Source organism: Bradyrhizobium campsiandrae (genome assembly GCF_014529705.1).
Classification (GTDB): Bacteria; Pseudomonadota; Alphaproteobacteria; order Rhizobiales; family Xanthobacteraceae; genus Bradyrhizobium; species Bradyrhizobium campsiandrae.
Window position 1 is genome coordinate 25,277 of sequence record NZ_JAANIH010000073.1, and the last position, 17,067, is coordinate 42,343.

Annotated in this window: 17 protein-coding genes and 1 pseudogene; 13 read left to right on the forward strand and 5 right to left on the reverse strand. The window is 64.0% G+C overall.

Going from position 1 to position 17,067, the window contains the following annotated elements; all coding sequences use genetic code 11:
- Positions 1–70: 70 nt before the first annotated feature.
- The 3 genes from G8O24_RS35770 to G8O24_RS35780 are packed head-to-tail and all read left to right on the forward strand — an operon-like array spanning position 71 to position 2,904.
- Complete coding sequence (locus tag G8O24_RS35770; RefSeq protein ID WP_188107224.1) at positions 71–1,126, forward strand: Gfo/Idh/MocA family protein; 1,056 nt, start codon at positions 71–73, stop codon at positions 1,124–1,126.
- Between the two features lie 14 nt (positions 1,127–1,140).
- Positions 1,141–1,989: an IclR family transcriptional regulator gene (locus G8O24_RS35775; RefSeq protein ID WP_188107225.1), complete on the forward strand. Its 849-nt coding sequence runs from the start codon at positions 1,141–1,143 to the stop codon at positions 1,987–1,989.
- A gap of 21 nt (positions 1,990–2,010) precedes the next feature.
- Complete coding sequence (locus G8O24_RS35780) at positions 2,011–2,904, forward strand: NAD-dependent epimerase/dehydratase family protein (RefSeq protein WP_188107226.1); 894 nt, start codon at positions 2,011–2,013, stop codon at positions 2,902–2,904.
- 57 nt (positions 2,905–2,961) lie between these two features.
- Here the strand turns inward: G8O24_RS35780 and G8O24_RS35785 are convergent, their stop codons facing one another.
- Positions 2,962–3,840 (reverse strand): helix-turn-helix domain-containing protein, encoded by an 879-nt coding sequence (locus G8O24_RS35785; RefSeq protein ID WP_188107227.1) that lies wholly within the window; start codon positions 3,838–3,840, stop codon positions 2,962–2,964.
- A 182-nt stretch (positions 3,841–4,022) separates the two neighbouring features.
- Here G8O24_RS35785 and G8O24_RS35790 point away from each other — a divergent pair, with 182 nt between their 5' ends.
- From G8O24_RS35790 to chcB2, 5 genes are all read left to right on the forward strand, one after another.
- Entirely contained in the window at positions 4,023–5,726 is a 1,704-nt protein-coding gene (locus G8O24_RS35790; protein WP_188107228.1) for an FAD-dependent oxidoreductase, read from the forward strand.
- A 70-nt stretch (positions 5,727–5,796) separates the two neighbouring features.
- Positions 5,797–7,029, forward strand: a complete 1,233-nt coding sequence (locus tag G8O24_RS35795; protein ID WP_188107229.1) for an ABC transporter substrate-binding protein — start codon at positions 5,797–5,799, stop codon at positions 7,027–7,029.
- Positions 7,030–7,051: 22 nt separating this feature from the next.
- The gene (locus tag G8O24_RS35800) at positions 7,052–7,390 is read left to right on the forward strand and encodes an NIPSNAP family protein (RefSeq protein ID WP_188107230.1); all 339 of its coding nucleotides are present in this window, start codon (positions 7,052–7,054) and stop codon (positions 7,388–7,390) included.
- 37 nt (positions 7,391–7,427) lie between these two features.
- A complete protein-coding gene (locus G8O24_RS35805) occupies positions 7,428–8,222 on the forward strand; it encodes an SDR family NAD(P)-dependent oxidoreductase (protein WP_188107231.1) in 795 nt (264 codons plus the stop codon).
- 36 nt (positions 8,223–8,258) lie between these two features.
- The gene (chcB2, locus tag G8O24_RS35810) at positions 8,259–8,999 is read left to right on the forward strand and encodes a cis-4-hydroxycyclohexanecarboxylate dehydrogenase (protein ID WP_188107232.1); all 741 of its coding nucleotides are present in this window, start codon (positions 8,259–8,261) and stop codon (positions 8,997–8,999) included.
- A gap of 59 nt (positions 9,000–9,058) precedes the next feature.
- Here the strand turns inward: chcB2 and G8O24_RS35815 are convergent, their stop codons facing one another.
- Positions 9,059–10,573: an ATP-binding cassette domain-containing protein gene (locus G8O24_RS35815; protein WP_188107233.1), complete on the reverse strand. Its 1,515-nt coding sequence runs from the start codon at positions 10,571–10,573 to the stop codon at positions 9,059–9,061.
- Positions 10,574–11,165: 592 nt separating this feature from the next.
- Here G8O24_RS35815 and G8O24_RS35820 point away from each other — a divergent pair.
- Entirely contained in the window at positions 11,166–12,128 is a 963-nt protein-coding gene (locus tag G8O24_RS35820; RefSeq protein ID WP_188107234.1) for a phosphate acetyltransferase, read from the forward strand.
- 239 nt (positions 12,129–12,367) lie between these two features.
- Here G8O24_RS35820 and G8O24_RS35825 read toward each other — a convergent pair whose 3' ends face one another.
- Together G8O24_RS35825 and G8O24_RS35830 are read right to left on the reverse strand one after the other, a co-directional pair.
- On the reverse strand, positions 12,368–12,589 hold the full coding sequence (locus tag G8O24_RS35825; RefSeq protein ID WP_188107235.1) for a (2Fe-2S)-binding protein: 222 nt from the start codon (positions 12,587–12,589) through the stop codon (positions 12,368–12,370).
- Positions 12,586–13,422, reverse strand: a complete 837-nt coding sequence (locus G8O24_RS35830) for a xanthine dehydrogenase (protein ID WP_188107236.1) — start codon at positions 13,420–13,422, stop codon at positions 12,586–12,588. Before G8O24_RS35830 ends, G8O24_RS35825 begins: the two co-directional genes overlap by 4 nt.
- A gap of 302 nt (positions 13,423–13,724) precedes the next feature.
- Here G8O24_RS35830 and G8O24_RS35835 point away from each other — a divergent pair, with 302 nt between their 5' ends.
- Positions 13,725–14,564, forward strand: a complete 840-nt coding sequence (locus G8O24_RS35835) for an SDR family NAD(P)-dependent oxidoreductase (RefSeq protein ID WP_188107237.1) — start codon at positions 13,725–13,727, stop codon at positions 14,562–14,564.
- On the opposite strand, the gene G8O24_RS35840 is transcribed toward G8O24_RS35835, so the two are convergent.
- On the reverse strand, positions 14,565–14,726 hold the full coding sequence (locus G8O24_RS35840; protein WP_188107238.1) for a hypothetical protein: 162 nt from the start codon (positions 14,724–14,726) through the stop codon (positions 14,565–14,567). It abuts the gene before it with no gap.
- Positions 14,727–14,819: 93 nt separating this feature from the next.
- Between G8O24_RS35840 and nifA the strand changes: the two genes are divergently transcribed.
- The 3 genes and pseudogenes from nifA to G8O24_RS35855 all read left to right on the forward strand — a co-directional run.
- Positions 14,820–16,553: a nif-specific transcriptional activator NifA gene (gene nifA, locus G8O24_RS35845; RefSeq protein WP_188107239.1), complete on the forward strand. Its 1,734-nt coding sequence runs from the start codon at positions 14,820–14,822 to the stop codon at positions 16,551–16,553.
- A 145-nt stretch (positions 16,554–16,698) separates the two neighbouring features.
- Entirely contained in the window at positions 16,699–16,893 is a 195-nt protein-coding gene (locus G8O24_RS35850; protein ID WP_028137126.1) for a 4Fe-4S binding protein, read from the forward strand.
- Between the two features lie 10 nt (positions 16,894–16,903).
- Positions 16,904–17,067: pseudogene (locus G8O24_RS35855) on the forward strand (Fe-S cluster assembly protein SufB); the annotation flags it as partial.

Sequence of the window (17,067 nt, forward strand, 5' to 3'; positions counted from 1 at the left end):
AAAACTGGAATTGAATTCCAATACTCGACGGTGCGTGCTAAGGGTCCCAAAGCCCATGGAAGGATAGGAAATGACAAAGGCCACCGTGGCGGTCATCGGAGCCGGCGCAATCGGCCGGGCGCATGTCGAAACGATCGGCCGGTCGAACATCTGCACGCTCGCCGCAATTGCGGAACCCGTTGCTGCGGGAAAGGCTTATGCCGAAAGTCTCGGCGTGCGCTGGTTCGCGGAGCCGCGCGATCTGCTGGACGGCGTGAAGCCCGATGTCGCGATCATTGCGACCCCGAACGCAACCCATCGCGAGCTGGCCATCGCCTGCATCGAGCGCGGCATCGTGCCGCTGGTCGAGAAGCCCGTCGCAAGCACGCTGGCCGACGCGGCGGCGATCGCGACCGCTTCGGAGCGTGCCGGCGTGCCCGTTCTCGTCGGACATCATCGGCGACATAATCCGATCATCCGGCGGGCGCGAGCCATCATCACCGAAGGTGCGCTGGGGCGCCTCACCAACGCATCGGTGCTCTACACTTTCTACAAGCCCGCCGATTATTTCGAGATGGCCTGGCGACGCGAGCCCGGCGGCGGGCCGGTGCTGATCAACCTCATTCACGAGATCGACCTGATCCGTCACTTGTGCGGCGAGATTGCCTCGGTCCAGGCGGTTGCCTCACATGCCGTGCGCGGCTTCGCCGTCGAGGACAGCGCGGCCGTGCTGCTCCGTCTCGTCAATGGCGCGCTGGTGACCTTGAATCTCAGCGATACCGCAGTCGCGCCATGGAGCTGGGATCTTGCCAGCGGCGAGAGCGCGAACTATCCGCCGCAGCCCGCCGCGGTGCAGACGCATTTCATCAGTGGAACGGAAGGCTCGCTCGCCCTGCCGACTCTCGACTTTTGGCGGTATAAGTCCACGAAGAGCTGGTTCGCACCGATTGCGCGCGAGAGCCTCGATATCGAGCGCGGCGATCCCTACCGCGCGCAACTGGATCATCTGGTGCGTGTCGCGCGCGGGGAGGAATTGCCGCTGATCACGGCGCGCGATGGAATGCTGACATTGCAGGCGACGATGGCTGTTCACAAAGCCGCCAAAACCGGACAGATAGTGAGGCCTGATCAGGAGACGGAATCGTGAGCCAGGATACCCTCATGCTGAAAAGTTCGGAGCCCGTCGAGGCGCCGAGCGGCCTTCTGGAGCGCACCCTCGGTGTGCTCGAGCTGCTCGCCAGCAACGCCCACGGCATGCTGTTGTTCGAGATCGCCGATTCCCTGCGTATCCCGCGCAGTGCCACGCATCGTGTGCTCACGAGCCTGATCGAGCACGGTTACGTCAAGCAGGAGCGCGAGCAGGGCGCCTACCAGCTCACGGCAAAGATTGCCTCGCTCGCCTTCACTTTCCTCGCCGGCAGCGGCATCACCGATTTCGCCCAGCCGCTGCTGGACCGCCTTGCGCGGGAGAGCGGCGAGCTGGTGCGCCTCGCAATGATCGACGGGCGTGAGCTGGTCTGGGTCGCCAAGGCGCAAGGCTCGCCTGCGGGACTTCGCTACGATCCGGACATGGGGCAGGTGGGACGGCTGTCCTGCTCGGCCAGCGGTCACGCCTGGTTGTCCTGCCTCACCGACGAGGAGGCGCGCGCGCTCGTCGAGAAGCAGGGCTATGGACTGCGCAAGGACTATGGCCCGCGCGCCCCGGAGAATTGGCCGGCCTTGCAGAAATATCTGCGCCAGACCCGCAAGCGCGGCGTCAGCGTCTGCATGCAGACCTACACCCCCTGGATGAGCGCGACTGCAGCGCCGATCCGTCATCCCAAGACCAAGGAGGTGACCGGCGCGGTCGTGATCGCAGGTCCCCATATCCGGTTGACGGAAGAGCGGATGCTCGAACTGGCGCCAGCACTGCTGCAGACCGCGCAGGAGCTCTCGATGGCAACGCTCGCCTCGCCGGGCCTGCAAGGTGGCCGGCCCCTTGGCAGCTTCTTCGGCACCAATGCATCCTGAACGGCGCGAGTTGTGAGTCCCATGCGAATTCTCATCACCGGCGGCGGCGGCTTCATCGGCGCCTGGCTGGCGCGGCGTCTTGCCGAAACGGGCAATCGCCTGCGCGTGTTCGAACCCGTCCCGCGCAGCGCGCAGTTCGACCGGATCGTCGGAGCTGCGTCGGCGTCGGTAGAGTGGCATCTCGGTGATATCGCCGATGGGCTGGCGGTGCGGGCTGCGGCCGAAGGCTGCGACGCTGTCGTCCATCTGGCGGGCATCCTGACGCCGGCCTGCAAGGACGACCCCGTCCGCGGCGCGATGATCAACCTGGTCGGAACGCTGAATGTCTTCAACGCCGCGCGGGCGCTCGGCATCCGCCGCATCGTCTTCACCAGCAGCGCCGGCGTCTACGGGCCGGACGATGAGACGACGCCACGCCCGGTGACCCATTACGGTACGTTCAAGCTCGCCTGCGAGGGCAGTGCACGCGCCTTTTGGGCGGATCACGGCATCGCCAGCGTCGGTTTCCGGCCCTACATCGTCTACGGTTATGGCCGGGAGAGCGGATCGACCGCGGGTCCTTCGCTCGCCTGCCGCGCGGCGGCGCGCGGCGAGGCCTATGTCATTCCCTACATTGCCACTGCCGGCCTCGTGTTTGTCGACGACGTGGTTGCGGCCTATGAAGCGGCGCTTCGCCGCGAGCCCCATGGTGCGCATGTCTTCAACCTGCCGGGCGAAGTGGCGTCGAATGACGCGGTCGTCGCCGCGGTCCGGGCCGTTGTCCCCAACGCCAGGATCGCCATCGACGGCCCCCTGCTTCCATTCGCAGCGGACATCGGCGAAGGCGAATTGCGTCGCGTATTTCCCGATCTGCCCGCCACGTCGCTCCGGGATGGCATCCGCCGCACCATCGAGCTTTATCGGGCCGATCGATGATGCATCAATAAGGCCGCTGGGCTCGCCTCTGCGCTGGGGAACTGACGGGGCGCGCCATCAATTGCGGTTGCCGCCGGGCAGCAGGCCGTCGCGGAAGCGGCCGGGCGGCATGCCGGCATTGCGCGAGAAGAACCGGTTGAAATAGGCGGGGTCGTCATAGCCGAGTGCGGCGCCGATTTCGTTCACGCTCATGTCGGAATAGAGCAGGTTGCGCTTGGCCTCGGTGAGCAGACGGTCGTTGATCAGCGCCAGCGGGGACCGGCCTGTCGCGATACGGCAACAGGCATTGAGGCGCGCGGTCGTCACGCCCAGTTTGCGTGCGTAGAAATCGAGCGGCGGGTGATTGCGATAGTTCTGCTCGAGGAGCTCGCGAAAGCGCATCACGGTGTTTGCATCGCGCGCGAAGGCGACGGGGCGAGCGCGCTCCTGCTCCAGGAGCCTCCGCGCAGCGACCGCCAGCAATTGCAGATAGGCCTTGATCGCGGCGCGCCGCCCGGGTGCCGACCAGACGAACTCATGTTCGAGCGAGGCGAACAGGCCGATCAGATCGATGTCATCGCCGATCTGCTGCGGGAGAAAGCGGGCAGGCACATGAAAGCTGCCGACGAGCTCGGGATCGTCGTCGAGGGCCGATTGCAGGAAGGGCGGTGCGACCGTGATGACATAGCCGTCGGTGCCGGGCTTGAAACGGATGGCGTGAACGGTGAGCGCGGGAATGATCACCAGCGCCGGCGGCGCCAGCTCCCAGTTTTCGCCTTCGACCTCGATGCTGCCGCCGCCTTTGCTGATGACCAGGATCTGGTGATGGTCCGGGTGTGTATGGGTTTGAATTGTCCAATTGTGACGTCCGCTGCGCACCGGGATCGGTTCGATGTGCAGGAATGCGGGTTCGACCTTCGCGGCATCCTCTTCGTACAAAAAATAGTGTGGGATCATGTCCGCGGTTCCGGGCCGACGTCTTTGGTCATTGCAGTACGCTGCGCTGCACTTACGAAAAGTACAATAGGAAAGAAGGTTCGTCCATTGGCGGATTGGGCGGCTCCGTCCTACCCAGCGCAGGTCGATCCCGTGCAGTCGCGACACAGCCGACGATCCGGGATGCCGCAGGAGGAGCGCCAATGCCGGGACAGGACCGTGATCTGTCGTGCGACGTGCTGGTGGTTGGATCGGGCGCCGGCGGATTGTCCACCGCGATCACAGCGCGGAAAGCAGGGCTCGATGTGATCATCATCGAGAAGGATCAGTATTTCGGCGGGACCACGGCCTTCTCCGGCGGTGTGCTCTGGATCCCCGGCAACCGGCATGCCCGTGATGCCGGGCTGACCGACAGCCGCGAGGCGGCCCGGACCTATCTCAAACACGAGACCGGCAATCATTTCGACGACGCGGCGATCGATGCCTTTCTCGAAATCGGTCCACGCATGCTCGACTTCTTCGAGAAGGAGACCGAGGCGAAGTTCATTCTGTCTGCCTATCCGGACTATCACCCCGACGTCGCGGGCGGCGCGAAGCTCGGCCGCTCGGTCACTGCGGCGCCCTACGACGCCCGTGCGCTGGGCGCGGAGATCGGACGGCTGCGCCCGCCGCTCGAGACCATCACCTTCATCGGGATGATGTTCAATTCATCCAACGACGAATTGAAGCATTTCTTCCGTGTGACGAGCTCGCTCACCTCCGCGATCTATGTCGCCAGGCGGCTTGCGAGCCACATCAAGGACCTTGCCCTCTACCGCCGAGGCGTCAAGATCACCAGTGGGAACGCATTGGCGGCGCGTCTGGCCAAGACCGTCTTCGATCTCGGCATCCCCCTGCTCACGGCAACGCCGGCGCGGCGGCTGCTCAGCGACAATGGCGTCATCACGGGCGCGGTCGTGAGCGACGAGAAGGGCGACTACCGGATCGCGGCGCGCCGCGCGGTGGTGCTGGCGAGCGGCGGATTTCCCCACGATCAGACCCGCATTGCTCGCGCCTATCCGCACCTTGCCCGCGGCGGGGAACATCTGTCGCCGACGCCCGAGGCCAATACCGGCGACGGCATCCGCATGGCGGAGGAGGTCGGCGGCATCTGCGATATCCGCTTTACGAACGCCGCCGCCTGGATGCCGGTATCGCGTGTGCCGCTCGGCAATCGCGCCGGCGCGTTTCCGCATCTCGTCGACCGCTATAAGCCCGGCGTGATCGCGGTGAACCGGAAGGGACGGCGCTTCACCAACGAGTCGGAATCATACCACGACGTCGGCGCTGCCATGATTGCCGACGGCGTCGGCGGTAAGGAAACCGCAGCCTGGCTGATTTGTGATCACGCGACGATCCGGAAATACGGCCTCGGTTACGCCAAGCCGGCGCCCGTGCCGGTCGGCATCTTCGTGCGCAACGGCTACCTCACCAGAGCGACGACGCTCCGTGAACTTGCCGCCAATGCTGGCATCGATGCCGACGGCCTGGAGGGAACGGTTCGCGCGTACAACCAGGGAGCCGTTCACGGCGAGGACCCCGCGTTCAAGCGCGGAAGCACGGCCTTCAATCGCTATCTCGGCGATGCCGAGCACAAGCCCAATCCGAACGTCGCGCCGATCGGGACCGGGCCCTATTACGCGCTGAAGATCATCATGGGCGATCTCGGCACATTCGATGGATTGACCACCGACGTGGTCGGCCGGGTGGTGCGCCACGACGGCACGGCCATCGGCGGGCTCTACGCCGTCGGCAACGATCGCGCCTCGATCATGGGCGGCAACTATCCCGGCGCCGGCATCACGCTCGGCCCCATCATGACCTTCGGCTACATCACCGGCCGTCATCTGGCCGGTCAGCAAGCCTGAAAGCACATCGTCCATCGGGACCAACGAGAGCATGCGCCGGAACGGTGCGGCGAGAGAGGGAGAAAGCGACATGAACATCACCCGACGGGGCTTTGTCGGTGCAGGTCTCGCGGCAACGCTGGCGCCGCGCCTGGCGCGAGCGCAGGCCGACAGCACCATTCGCATTGGCGTCATCACCGACATGTCCGGCATCTATCGCGACGTGTCGGGGCCGACCACAGTCGCATGCGCGCAGCAGGCTGCGGCCGAATTCATGGAGTCCAATCCGTCCATCAAGGTCGAGATCCTGGTGGCGGACCATCAGAACAAGGCCGATGTCGGACTTGCGATCATCCGCAAATGGTTCGACCAGGACGGCGTCGACGTGATCGAGAATGTCGGCAACTCTTCGATCGCGCTCGGCGCGAAATACCTGATCGAGGACAAGAACAAGGTCGCTCTGATCACCACCGCCGGCTCGTCCGACCTGACAGGTAAGAACTGCAGCGCAAATCTGGTGCACTGGTCGTGGGACTCCTGGTGCCTCGCTCACTCCACCGCGACCTCGCTGGTCCGGACCGGCGGCTCGAAATGGTTCTTCCTCACCGCCGACTACGCCTTCGGCCATGCGGCCGAAGCGGATGCGGCGAAGTTCGTCAAGGCGGCCGGTGGCACGGTGCTAGGCTCGGTACGCTATCCCTTCGGCTCGACGTCGGACTTCTCATCGTTCCTGCTGCAGGCGCAGTCGAGCGGAGCCAATGTGATCGCCTTCGCCAATTCGGGCAACGAGCTGATCAACTGCCTGAAGCAGGCACAGGAGTTCGGCCTGGACCAGGGCGGCACGCGCATGGCGGCGCTGGTCGGCTATGTGACCGACGTCATCGGCATGGGCCTGTCGACGGCGAAAGGGCTGTCGCTGACCGAGACCTTCTATTGGGACCTGAACGACCGGACCCGCGCCTTCATGAATCGGGTGAAGCCGCGCCTCGCCGCCAACGTTTATCCGAATATGAGCCAGGCCGGCGACTACGCCTGCGTGCTGCACTACCTCAAGGCGGTGAAGGAGCTCGGCGTCGAGCGCGCCAAGCGCAATGGCCGCGACGTGGTCGAGCTGATGAAGAAGCTGCCGACGGACGACGATTGCTTCGGTCAGGGCAAGATCCGAGCCGACGGTCGCAAGATCCACCCGGCCTATCTCTTCGAGGTGAAGAAGCCCGCGGAGAGCAAATCAACCGGCGACGTCTACAAGCTGGTCTCGACGCTCGGCGCGGACGAGGCGTTCCGGCCCATCGAGGAAGGCAATTGCGCACTGGTGCGCAGCTGATCGCCAAGTCGGGAGAGGTCCGATGACCGAGCATGCCATCGTCGATTTGCGCGTTTACACCATTGCGCTGCGGAAAATGACGGAGTTCATCGATGTATTCGATCGGCTTGCGATGCCGGTCCAGCTCAAATATCTGGGGCGGCCGCTCGGCATGTTCACGAGCGCGGTCGGGCCGCTGAATCAGATCGTGCACCTCTGGGGCTTTCCCGACATGGGCGAGTTCGAGCGCCGGCACGCTGCGCGCGACAGGGATCCGGACTGGCCGGCTTATCTTAGGGCTTCCGAACATCTCATCGTCGCGCAGGAGAACCGTCTGATCCGCAGGATCGAATTGCCGTCCCTGGCGGGGCTTTCATCCTGATGCGCGGGCCGTCCTTTCTCAACGCGCGGAGCGCTGCATGACATGGATCGATCTTTCCTCGAACGTCGCCGTGGTGACGGGTGGTGGCGCCGGCATCGGGCGCGGCATCGCTCTCGGGTTGGCGGCGGTCGGTGCGAACGTGGTCGTGCTCGATCGGAATGAGGCCGGCTCAGACGTCGTGGCGGAGATCCGGGGCGTTGGCGGCCGCGCTCAATTCTTCGCCTGCGACGTTACGAGCGACGACAGCGTCGCGAACGTCGCCGAGCAGATCGCCGCAAAGGTCGGCCAGGTCGCGATCCTCGTCAACAATGCCGGCACCATGTTGTCCGGCGGCCTCGATGCCATCGGCATGGCCGACTGGGATCGCATTCTGTCGCTCAATCTGACGGGCTATCTGCGCTGCGCGCGGGTCCTCGGTCGGCCCATGCTGCAGCGGGGCGCCGGCGCCATCGTCCATGTCGCGTCGATCTCGGCATCGTCCCCGCAGAGCTACAGCGGCGCCTACAGCGTGAGCAAGGCCGGCGTCGTCATGCTGTCCCGTCAGCTCGCCGTCGAATGGGGGCCACGCGGTGTGCGCAGCAATGTGGTCAGCCCGGGCATGATCCGCACGCCGATGACCGAGGCGATCTATCAGGCGCCAGGTGTTCACGACGCCCGGCGGGCATTGGTGCCGGCGCAGCGCATCGGCCGGCCGTCAGACATTGCCGATGCGGTGGTGTTCCTCGCCAGCGAGCGTGCAAGCTACATCACCGGGGAAGAACTCGTCGTCGACGGTGGCTTCACCCGGACGATCATGGGCGTGATTCCGCGCCCGGGCTTCGAGAAGAGCTGAGATGCCGGCGGGTCGCTGGTCAGGCAGGAGGGATCGATGCTGCAGGCAAAGGTCGCGGTCGTCACAGGCGCTGGCTCGGGGATCGGAGCGGCGATTGCCCGGCTGTTTGCGGTTGAAGGTGCGAAGGTCGTGCTCGGCGATCTCGCTGAAGGCGGCGCTGCGTTCGCGGCCGAACTTGCCGATGACGGCTTTGAGGTGATGTTTCAACGTGTCGACGTCACCGATGAGGCCGACGTTGCGGCACTGATGCAGGCCACGGTCGCACGCTTCGGTCGGATCGACATACTCGTCGCCAACGCGGGTATTCCCGAACGCAAGTCGCCGATCCATCAGCTCGATCTCGACGATTGGCGACGTGTGATCGACGTTGACCTTACCGGCGTTGCGCTTTGCAACAAATTTGCCGTTGGCGCGATGCTCGCAACGGGCGGCGGTGCGATCGTCAACATGGCTTCGATCCTCGCCCATGTCGGTCAGGAGAACAGCAATGCCTACTCGGCTGCGAAGGCCGGAGTCGTCAATCTCACCCGCTCGGTTGCATTGACCTACGCGCGGCAAGGTGTCCGGGCAAACTGCGTCTCGCCGGGCTATGTCGACACACCGCTCCTGGCCCAACTCCCCGCAGCGGTTCGGCAGGCGATGTTGCTACGCCAGCCGATTGGGCGCCTCGCCCGGCCCGACGAGATTGCCCAGGTCGTGGCCTTTCTCGCCAGTGAGAGAGCCTCGATCATCACCGGCGCATGCATCAATGCGGATGGCGGCTATACGGCGATTTAGCCGCGTGGCTGCCGGCGGGCTCTGTCCGCCGGATGCCGCGTTGCGAGACAATGCAGAGTTCAACCGGACATCAGCCGGTCGAAGACGGGGGCCGGATCATCAACCTCGACGAGCCGCTTTTCCGAGATGACCCAAATCCGTGTCGCTACGGCTCGGACAAAGGCGCGATCGTGGCTGACGAGAAGACAGGCCGCACCGTGCGCGATCAACTCGCTCTCCAGCATGTCCTGCCCGTTGATATCGAGATGATTGGTCGGCTCGTCCAGGAGATAGAAATTCGGCTGCGCCAGACGCAGCAGCAGCATGGCGAGACGCGCTCGCTGGCCGCCCGAGAGCCGCGAGATGGGTGCAGCCTGGGCGTCGATGCCGACCCCGGCCCCCGCGAGCTGCGAGCGCGTCAGTTGATCCGGAAGACTGCTCAAACGCTTGACGGCTTCCCAAGGCGTTGCAAACGCGTCGAGCTGAGACAGCGCCTGATCCGAATATCCGAGCTTGAGGCTCGTCGCCCCTCGTATGTCCGGATCCGACGCGGTAAGTGCCGCCCGCAACCTTTCGACCAGCCGCGTCTTGCCGGTGCCGTTCGCTCCGAGCAGCGCCACTCTGTCGCCGTTCTCGATCCAGCTCGGTCCGATACGGAACAGAACTCTCCCGTCTGGCGTGGTGATTGCCGTATTGTTGATCGTGACCAGCGCCTTGGCGTGGCTGCCACTGTTGGTCAAGCGGATCGTCCCTGCCGAGCGCTCCAGATGCGCTGGTCGGGCGCGCTCTTCGAGTTGGTCGGCGCGCTCAGAGAGCTGCTTGGTCTTGACCACCAGCAGGTCCGAGCCGGAATTGATGCCGATGTTCTTGAGCTTCGCCGCCTGCTGCCGGAGCGACTTGACCTTGCGCATATCGTTCTCGAACTGCCTTTCCCGCGCAGCATCGCGTTCTTCCAATGCCTGCACGGCGTGAGAATAGGGCAAGGAAAAATCCGCGCTGTCCTCGGGGCGAAGGAACAAGGTGCGGCTGGTCACGTCATCGAGGAACGCCCGGTCATGGCTCGCTGCGACCACCGCGCAGTCGCGAGGCAAGGCCGCGAGAAACCTTTCGAGCACGCCAATCCGGCCGATGTCGAGATGATTGGTCGGCTCATCCAGCAGCAGCAGATCGGGCTCGACCACGGCGGCTCGTGCCAGCAGCATTGTCCGTTGCCAACCGCCGGACAGGCGGCGAATGGCGCGGCCCCTTATGGAGTCGTCCACCAGCAGATCATCGAGCAGGACATCGACGCGCCAGCTCTCGATTTCGGCGACATCGGGAGCGAGAGCGTCGCGCACGGCCTCGTGGAAGCTCAGGGACAGGAGCCGTTCGGGCGGATCTTGCGGGGCGGCCGCCACAATCAGCCCGCGTCTGCGGGTGACGGTGCCGGTGGTGGCATCGTCCTCGCCCGCCAAAATACGAAGCAGGGACGACTTGCCGCGTCCGTTGGCGGCGACAAGGCCGAGGCGATCGCCTTTGGCGATCGAGAAACTCAGCCCGGTGAAAAGCGTCTCGACACGCGTCAGAGAAACGTCTTTGATGGCGATAAGGGACATTGCAGTCTCATGGAGTCAGGGCGCGCGATAAAATGCGCAGAAGCGGCTGACAACGAGACGGCGATGCGCTCCTTGGTCAGCCCCGCGAGATGAAACGCGGGGCCGAGACAGGTCCTCGGGTTGGATTCTGAAAAGTGTAATAGATCATCGATCTTCTCGGGCCTTCAACCTGAGGCATGGGAAATGCTACCAACTCAATCGGGGCAGGGCAAGGCTTTACCTCTGACATGCCTCGGTCAATCATCAATGGCGAGAACGTCGTTAGAGCTGGATGATCTGGACGTTCCTCGTCGTTCGGACCGTTCGTGCCGATCCTGACTTGGAGCGCGGTGTTGGCGGTGGCCTTTCGTCCGCTGTTTGCGCCGCGGCAGTTGTGATTTGTGACATGCCGATGTCACTCCGGCAGCGATCGGGTCGTCAAGCAAGCCGTATCTCGTGATGTCCATGCAGGATGAGAGCTTCTTAAGTGGGCAGCTCATCTTGACCTGGATCAAGGTTCGTTCTCGCACGGCGCCGTCAATTGTCGGCGCGACGGAGGGCCGATCCGAGGCGAAGGCGTCCTGGTGCGGGCGGCAGGATCGCGAGCAAATTGATGTCACAGGATACGGCAGATATGCACTCTCCCAGCAAGTACGATAACCTGATCGCCGCGGCCAGGGCGGTCCCGCCGGCGCCGACCGTCGTCGTGCATCCCTGCGACGAGACGTCGTTGCGGGGCGCCGTCGACAGCGCGGTGGCCGGCATCATCCGGCCGCTGTTGGTTGGCCCGGAACGCAAGATCAGGGATGTGGCCGCCAGGTTCGCGTTGGATATTTCCGGTTACGAGATCGTCGATGTCGCCCACAGCCATGATGCTGCGGCGAAAGGCGTGGAATTGATTCATGCGGCCCGCGGCGAGCTGCTCATGAAGGGCAGCCTGCACACCGACGAGCTGATGCGCGCCGTCACCGCGAAGGCCGGGGGGCTGCGAACCGACCGGCGCATCAGCCACGTCTTCGTCATGGACGTGCCGGCCTATGCCGAGACCATCTTCGTGACCGATGCCGCGATCAACATTTTCCCTGATCTCGATGCCAAGCGCGACATCATCCAGAATGCGATTGACCTCTACAACCAGGCCGGCTTCGGCAAGTCGCCGCGCGTTGCCATCCTGTCTGCCGTGGAGACGGTGACGTCGAAAATTCCGTCCACGATCGAGGCGGCGGCGCTCTGCAAGATGGCGGACCGCGGCCAGATCACGGGCGGCGTGCTCGATGGACCGCTCGCCTTCGACAATGCGGTTGACCCGGAATCCGCGCGCATCAAGGGTATCAAGTCGGGGGTCGCCGGCCGTGCGCAGATCCTGGTCGTGCCCGATCTCGAGTCCGGCAACATGCTTGCCAAGAATCTCGCTTATTTCGCCAAGGCCGACGGCGCCGGCATCGTGCTCGGCGCGCGCGTGCCTGTCGTCCTGACCTCGCGCGCCGATACGCCACGGGCACGGATGGCCTCCTGCGCTCTCGCCGCCCTCTATGCCCAAGCGCGGCGCCAGAAGACGCCGACCGTTGCCGTGTGAGCGCCATGGACAGCATTCTCGATCGACTGATCACGCATCCGCGTGTCGGGCTGGGGCGCTGCGGTGCGTGAGGTGATGATGGCATATTGCCAGTGTTTTGCCCGACGGGTCAACATTTTTTTCGTAAAATCAGAATATCTTGCGCGATCAACGCCATGGCTACTGTGCATGGGGTTGTTTCCGAATTTCCATTTCGGTCACCCCTGCGGAGGGCCGATGCCGGCATGTCGTTCCAGACGCTACGCGGAGCGAGCCGCCGTGGCGCCTAGGTCCTCCAGATGTCGAGCGCGGCGAGCCGGCCGCTCCTCCAGAATTCGCTTGACCGAATGTGAGCACAACCCGCACCGGACGGTACATCCGAGGCAGCCATAGACCTGCGCGGCCGAGCAAAGCTCGCCGTCGGTTGATACCACATCCCTGATGTCGTGATCGCTGATGACATTGCAGGAACAAACGATCATGCCGGATTCCGTTGCGTGATGCGTCGTGCAGCGTGGAGCCTGACGGCGGCAATGGTGGCGCTGGCGATGGCGCGTCCGCGGCCGTCCGTTCCGGTCCACTGCGCATCGCGGCCGCGTGGATCGACCTCCACCAGCTTGACGCCGGCCGGCACATCGCAGCCGTCGCGGGCGATGCCGCGCAGGATGCCGTCGCGCGGCGCGAGCACCGGAACACCGGAGAGATGGCCGAGCACGAGATCCCGGTATACGCGGGTGCCGATCTCGATCGGCGTGTGCCAGCGTCCGGCGAATTGCGAATAGACGAAGCGTTCCGCACCGACGTCGCCCAGCGAACTAGCGACGCCGTCGGCCGCATCGGTCCAGCGCGTGTCTGTGATCAGCCCGATCTTGCCGGGCCTTGTCTCGACTGCGACATCGCAATTGGAGTTCGTCGAGAAGCCGGGGCCGAGCCCGATGGTCAAGCGGGCGAGCCGCCGAAGGTCGGGCGTGATCCGGTGCTTCTGCAGGCGCGCATCGATCAGAAGGTCGATGTGACGTACCGGCAGCAGATCAAGCAGCCCGAGCCAGGTCACCATGATTTGCGGCGGCCGGCCCAGCGCCTGATAGACCTGCACGCCGTCGTCGACGCGTTCCGCCACCAACGTCTCGAGCTGTACGGTGTCGGTGTACAGCGCGTCGTGAAAGGCCATCTTGCGCCGGATCACCGGTGGATCCGGATCGTGCGACAGCACCACGCAATATCCGGCGCGGACGAGTTGAATGCCGACAGCGGAGGCGATCTCATTGGTGCCGAGGATAACAGCAAAGAGTCGTTGGTCGTTCGGCTGGGACATTTGAAACCACGGTTGCAGAGAAACGTGCAGCAAGGCGCGAACCCGCCTGGAACGGGAAGAGCAAGAGGCGGGCCATTTGGAACGATTGAAAAAGAGCTCTCAACTGCCGATCAACATTCACGAAGCCGTCGCGGGCCCGTCTGGTCCGAAAGCAAACGCGAGCGTGTTGCAAACCTTGCATCGTGTCGAAAAGCCGACATCGAGCAGAAGAAACCGCAACGATTGGGGGCGTGGCCCAATTCCTGCAAAGTCGGCCCAGTCGTAATTGTCGGGCGTCCGGTCGGACGCAGTGAGGAGCTGACGTGACGCTCGATCTGCTGGATCGCGATGCTGCGCCGGGTGGTGCGTCTGCGCCTGATGTTGCGCTGTGCCCGTTTCATGGCGACAAGTCGCGCGCACAAGGCCGCGAACGGAAGACGCTGGTGCTGACAGGTGCGTCGCGCGGCATCGGTCATGCGACGGGAAAACTGTTCTCCGAGGCCGGCTGGCGGATCATCACGTGCTCCCGGCAGCCCTTCGATGGCGAGCGATGTCCTTGGGATTCCGGGACGGACAACCATGTGCAGGTCGAGTTGAGCGACCATCGTGCCCTGCCGCGCGCGGTTGCCGAGATCAAGGAGCGGCTCGAGGGCGGACCGCTGCATGCGTTGATCAACAATGCCGGCATTTCACCCAAGGCCGCCGACGGCTCGCGGCTCAATTCGATGACGACGCCGGTGGAAACCTGGATGAGCGTGTTCCACGTCAACCTGCTGGCGCCGATCTTGTTTGCGCAGGGCCTCGTGGAGGAATTGAAGCGCGCCGCCGGTTCGATCGTCAACGTCACCTCGATTGTGGGCTCGCGGGTGCATCCGTTTGCCGGCACCGCCTATGCGACATCGAAAGCGGCGCTCGCCTGTCTCACCCGCGAGATGGCGCATGACTACGCGCCGTTCGGAATTCGCGTCAACGCCATTGCGCCCGGCGAGATCAAGACCGATATCCTGTCGCCGGAGACAGAGGCCAAGCTGGCGCCGATCATCCCGCTGCATCGGGTCGGCACACCCGACGAGGTCGCCAAGGTGATCTTCTTCCTGTGTTCGGATGCGGCCAGCTACGTCACAGGTGCAGAAGTACCGATCAACGGAGGACAGCACGTGTGATCAAGTGGCCGGCGCCGATCGCAAAAGAAACTTCGTCGATTTGATCCGGATCAATGCGGCGATCCCGCTTTCGCGCGTGACCCCCATTCCGAAGGTAAATTCCGCGAAACGGATGACAAAGCGAGCACGTGCGATGGAATCTTTTTGCAGCGATGCTGACAAGTTGAGCGCGACTCCCGACACGACATGAATCAGAATACGACAAATTCCAAAGAAGGCCGCGGGGAGGATCTAACAGGCAACGGAGATTCCGTCATGCTGCACGCTGCTCCTTTGATTGAACGCTCTCCCGCCGATCAGATCGCGCCGATCGTGCCGCTGAACGAAATCGCGCTGACCGGCATTTTCGAGATTTCCAAGATATTGACGGCGCCGACGCGGCTTGAGACGACACTGGCGAACGTCATTAACCTCCTGCAATCGTTTCTGCAGATGCGCCACGGCGTCGTCGCGCTGCTCTCCGACGACGGCATCCCCGATCTTGCGGTGGGGGCCGGCTGGAGCGAGGGCAGCGATGAGCGCTATCGCGGACGGTTGCCGCAAAAGGCGGTCGACCAGATCGTCGCGACCGCAATGCCGCTGGTTGCGGAAAATATTGCGACCCATCCCGCCTTCAGCCCGGCGGATGTCGAGACCCTGGGCGCCTCGGACACCACGCGTGTGTCATTCATCGGCGTGCCGATCCGCATCGATTCCAAGGTCGTCGGCACGCTGACGATCGACCGGGTCTGGGACGAGCGCCCGATGTACCGGTTCGATTCGGACGTCCGCCTCCTGACCATGATCGCCAATCTGGTCGGCCAGACCGTGAAGCTGCACCGCGTCGTCGCGCAGGACCGCGAGCGGCTGATGCACGAGAGCTATCGGCTGCAGAAGGAGCTGTCCGAGCTGAAGCCGACGCGCGATCGCCGCAGGGTTCAGGTCGAAGGCATCATCGGCGACAGCCCGGCCCTGCGCGGGCTGCTGGAAAAGATCGCGGTGGTGGCGAAGTCGAACTCGACGGTGCTGCTGCGCGGCGAATCCGGCACCGGCAAGGAGTTGATCGCAAAGGCCATTCACGAATTGTCGCCGCGGTCGAAGCGTCCCTTCATCAAGATCAATTGCGCGGCTCTGCCGGAATCGGTGCTGGAGTCCGAGCTGTTCGGCCACGAGAAGGGCGCCTTTACGGGGGCGCTGAACTCCCGCAAGGGCAGGTTCGAGCTCGCCGACAAGGGCACCCTGTTCCTGGACGAGATCGGCGAGATCTCGGCCTCGTTCCAGGCCAAGCTCCTTCGGGTGCTACAGGAGCAGGAATTCGAACGGGTCGGCGGCAATCAGACCATCAAGGTCGACGTCCGCGTCATCGCCGCGACCAATCGCAATCTGGAAGAGGCGGTCGCGCGCAACGAATTCCGCGCCGATCTCTATTATCGCATCAGCGTGGTGCCGATGATGCTGCCGCCACTGCGCGAGCGGCGCAGTGACATTCCGCTACTGGCCAATGAGTTCCTAAAGAACTTCAACAGCGAGAACGGCCGCGCGCTGAGCTTCGATCGGCACGCGATCGAGGTCTTGATGAGCTGCGGCTTCCCCGGCAACGTGCGCGAGCTCGAGAATTGCGTACAGCGCACGGCGACGCTGGCGCCGGGCCCGGAAATCGTCCGGAACGATTTCGCCTGCTGTCACAGCCAGTGCCTGTCTGCGATGTTGTGGAACGGGACATCGGAAAGCACGCAACAGCGCTCGCTGCCGATCGTGCCGCTGACCGTGCTTCCTTCAAATGTTCCGCGCGAGAGGGTTGCCGGCGGATCTCCGCCGCCGGCCGAGCCGGTGGGGGCGGGCGGCGCGGCCGGGTCGCTGGCCGGCAGTGTGACTGACCGCGACAGCGTCGTCGCCGCCATGGAGAAGTCCGGCTGGGTTCAGGCCAAGGCCGCTCGCCTGCTCGGCCTTACCCCGCGGCAGATCGGCTACGCGCTGAAGAAGCACGGCATCGAGGTCAAGCGGCTCTGACCCCGACTGTCGCAGATGCGACATGCTGTCGGGGCCACGACAACCGGATCCGAGAAAATTATCGTTGAATTTCCGAGGCTTCACGATTGGCACGACGCTTGAAGAGAGATGCTCGACGGCATTGCCCATTCAAGGAGTCGAACACATGGCCTACAAGATCGTCGCCTCGCAATGCACGGTTTGCGGTGCGTGTGAGTTCGAGTGTCCGAACGCCGCGATCAGCCTTAAGCGCGATATGTACGTGATCGATCCGAAGAAGTGCACCGAATGCGAGGGGCATTTCGACACGGCGCAATGCGCGGTGGTCTGTCCGGTACCCGATACCTGCATCCCGGCCTGAGGGCAGGTCGATGGCGGCGGTTCAGGAAACAATCGAGCGGGTCCGCGGCATCGACGTCGACCAGTATCGTTATGGGTTTGAGACCCTGATCGACACCGAGAAGGCCCCCAAGGGGCTGTCGGAAGAGATCGTAAAATTCATCTCGCAGAAGAAGAACGAGCCCGACTGGATGCT

Coding starts and splice junctions, on each gene's coding strand:
- G8O24_RS35770 (WP_188107224.1), top strand. CDS start 71: ATGACAAAGGCCACCGTGGCGGTCATCGGAGCCGGCGCAATCGGCCGG.
- G8O24_RS35775 (WP_188107225.1), top strand. CDS start 1,141: ATGCTGAAAAGTTCGGAGCCCGTCGAGGCGCCGAGCGGCCTTCTGGAG.
- G8O24_RS35780 (WP_188107226.1), top strand. CDS start 2,011: ATGCGAATTCTCATCACCGGCGGCGGCGGCTTCATCGGCGCCTGGCTG.
- G8O24_RS35785 (WP_188107227.1), bottom strand. CDS start 3,840: ATGATCCCACACTATTTTTTGTACGAAGAGGATGCCGCGAAGGTCGAA.
- G8O24_RS35790 (WP_188107228.1), top strand. CDS start 4,023: ATGCCGGGACAGGACCGTGATCTGTCGTGCGACGTGCTGGTGGTTGGA.
- G8O24_RS35795 (WP_188107229.1), top strand. CDS start 5,797: ATGAACATCACCCGACGGGGCTTTGTCGGTGCAGGTCTCGCGGCAACG.
- G8O24_RS35800 (WP_188107230.1), top strand. CDS start 7,052: ATGACCGAGCATGCCATCGTCGATTTGCGCGTTTACACCATTGCGCTG.
- G8O24_RS35805 (WP_188107231.1), top strand. CDS start 7,428: ATGACATGGATCGATCTTTCCTCGAACGTCGCCGTGGTGACGGGTGGT.
- chcB2 (WP_188107232.1), top strand. CDS start 8,259: ATGCTGCAGGCAAAGGTCGCGGTCGTCACAGGCGCTGGCTCGGGGATC.
- G8O24_RS35815 (WP_188107233.1), bottom strand. CDS start 10,573: ATGTCCCTTATCGCCATCAAAGACGTTTCTCTGACGCGTGTCGAGACG.
- G8O24_RS35820 (WP_188107234.1), top strand. CDS start 11,166: ATGTCACAGGATACGGCAGATATGCACTCTCCCAGCAAGTACGATAAC.
- G8O24_RS35825 (WP_188107235.1), bottom strand. CDS start 12,589: ATGATCGTTTGTTCCTGCAATGTCATCAGCGATCACGACATCAGGGAT.
- G8O24_RS35830 (WP_188107236.1), bottom strand. CDS start 13,422: ATGTCCCAGCCGAACGACCAACGACTCTTTGCTGTTATCCTCGGCACC.
- nifA (WP_188107239.1), top strand. CDS start 14,820: ATGCTGCACGCTGCTCCTTTGATTGAACGCTCTCCCGCCGATCAGATC.
- G8O24_RS35850 (WP_028137126.1), top strand. CDS start 16,699: ATGGCCTACAAGATCGTCGCCTCGCAATGCACGGTTTGCGGTGCGTGT.